1 protein-coding gene is annotated in these 2,292 nt (G+C 47.3%); it reads left to right on the forward strand.

The window, feature by feature from the left end; translation table 11 throughout:
- Nucleotides 1–94 precede the first annotated feature (94 nt).
- Nucleotides 95–2,292 (forward strand): hypothetical protein (locus tag ACPUER_RS36370; RefSeq protein WP_425133533.1); only part of this gene is annotated, 2,198 nt, incomplete at its 3' end.

Below are 2,292 nucleotides of genomic sequence, written 5' to 3' on the forward strand. Positions count from 1 at the left end.
TTCTGGAAAGCCCATCGATGACATTACGAAAATGTCAGCGGAATCAATCTATACATACGGGATTCGCCAAGCCGAACAATCTTTCTCTCGAAAAATGAGCAGCGCAATCTCCTCTATGCCACCTGAGATGCTGCCCGATGCCTTTGCTAAAATTTATAAGGATGAGATTTATTCTCATGGCCGAGAATTGGTTGACTATTTTATTGCAAAGCGCGGATTTACATCAAACGCAGATTATAAGGATGGCCTGCCCTCCGATCCGGAGTCGGAGGCACAAATAGAATTGACCAATGTAAAAAAACATCACGCGTTGAATTTATTCACGGAAGCGATGGCCGACCATGCCATTTATAAGAGGTTGAAGGAGTATGGAGTATCTTCTGGTCAATATCGTGGATATCAGGCGATCTTGGAGGCAAAGAAATTTGCCGCCAAGTTGGTCATTGAAAAATTCGGCATCGACACGAGTGGGAAAAATTTCGATGCCGACTATTATATTGACGCATATAATCAAATAATAATTAACGAGTCTGTTTCCGATGAGGTGAAGCAATACCTCCTGAAATCCGCGTCGATGGCATTCTACATGGTTCGCACAGATGGGCTGACAGCACATCTAGCATGGCACCCTGACATGCTTGAGGATTTTTATAGTTTCGTGGAGCATTATTTGCCTTCACTGAACTTGATTAATAGCCTGCCCGATGATCACATAGACATTGGCAGCTTCAAGAGAAGTAATGAATGTTCGAGCAAAGAAGAATATTTTAATCAATTCGTTGAGTACAAAAAGAGCAGCTGGGCTTACGATGCGAAATCGGTCGCGCTAAATATGTTGCATGCGGCGGGTCTAACGGAGTATGAAATATCAGCGATGAAGCCAGTAGCTGCTCTCGGAGCTGACTTGCGCCTGTACTGGTCATACAGCCGTGGACTTGGGGAACTCCTCAAAAATGGCGGCGATTGGAGTAGAAAGTATATCGATTTAAACGATCATCGGACGGCCGCAGATTATATCAAGGAGCCGCATGCGTATGCTAGCCCAAATGATGCCGTCGGTAAAATGGCTTTCGTTGAGATGGCTGATGGCCGAATGATTGCGATTGCTGTAATTAATGGTAAGTCGAAGGCCAAGGTATTCAGCGCAGATCAAGTTAGGTCAAGTCGGGTACTGCAGAAGATAAAGGCATCGATGCAAAGTGGGCTTCCCAAAGAAAGAGATGATATAAAGCAGAAGGAGGCGAGGTGGCAACGAGGTTCGTCCAGGACGAGTCCATACATAGATATTGAGGGGAAGGTCCTTATTGACGAGGTTCTCAAGCCGCTCTTCGGGGATGACTATAGATCCATCGGATTTGAAGGAGATCGACAGGGCTATGTTCGACAAGCATTTCCACAACTGACTGCTGCGCAAAATTTAAATCTGGATCTGTCAAAAAATGGCGAAGGACTATATCCACTCGCAACAGCGGTCGCCAGTAGCGGTTTGGAGGAGTTGGTTGCTTCATTGAAAGGTGGCCTTGAGGACCGACAGTGGTGGCAATACGTAATAATGTTCCTCCCATTTGCTGAAGAAATCTATATGTCTGCCGTTGACAAGGATCATAAGGTTGATGGATTGAGCATAGCGTTCGATGTTTTTAGTACGATTTTTTCGATTATTCCGTTTGTCGGCACTGCGGGGAAGCTTTCGGCGGCCACAACGAAGGTTCTTGGGGAAGCATTTAAGCGCGCCATGCGGACGGGCATAACAAAAGGCTTGACGGGGAAAAAATTGACAATGAAAGTGCTGGCCGAGCTAGCTAAAGAGGCTCCAGCGCTTAGGAAGGTCGGATTGAAAGCGCTGGCATCTGCAGCGTATGCTGCGGCGGACGTGGTATCGCCTGTTTCGCCGGATCTGCTCGTTAGTCCAGTTACTCGATTGACAAAGAGTATCCGGAAATATTTGAACCTGCCGAAACGCCTTAATGGGCAATTGCCCTCGAGCATGGGAGGGCGATTGTCTGCGAATGACGTGAATATTAACTTGATGAATGCCGCCGGCGACGAAGTAGAGGCGCTCGGACGAACCGCGACTATTAAGCCGAGCGCCGATGGATCGATAACACTCCGAGCCAGTGTTCTGACGCCTGGCCAAGCAATTGAAGAAAGTAGCGCGCTATTTGAACCGCTTTCGCGAAAGCAACCTTCAGTGATACGCGCAGGTGAAGTTGCACCTTATTCTTTCATCGACGTATGTGCAAAACCCCGCAGAGTAGCGCGGCAAACATTAGGGACGAACTTATTGAGTTG

Source organism: Burkholderia sp. DN3021 (assembly GCF_049805555.1).
GTDB lineage: Bacteria > Pseudomonadota > Gammaproteobacteria > Burkholderiales > Burkholderiaceae > Burkholderia > Burkholderia pyrrocinia_C.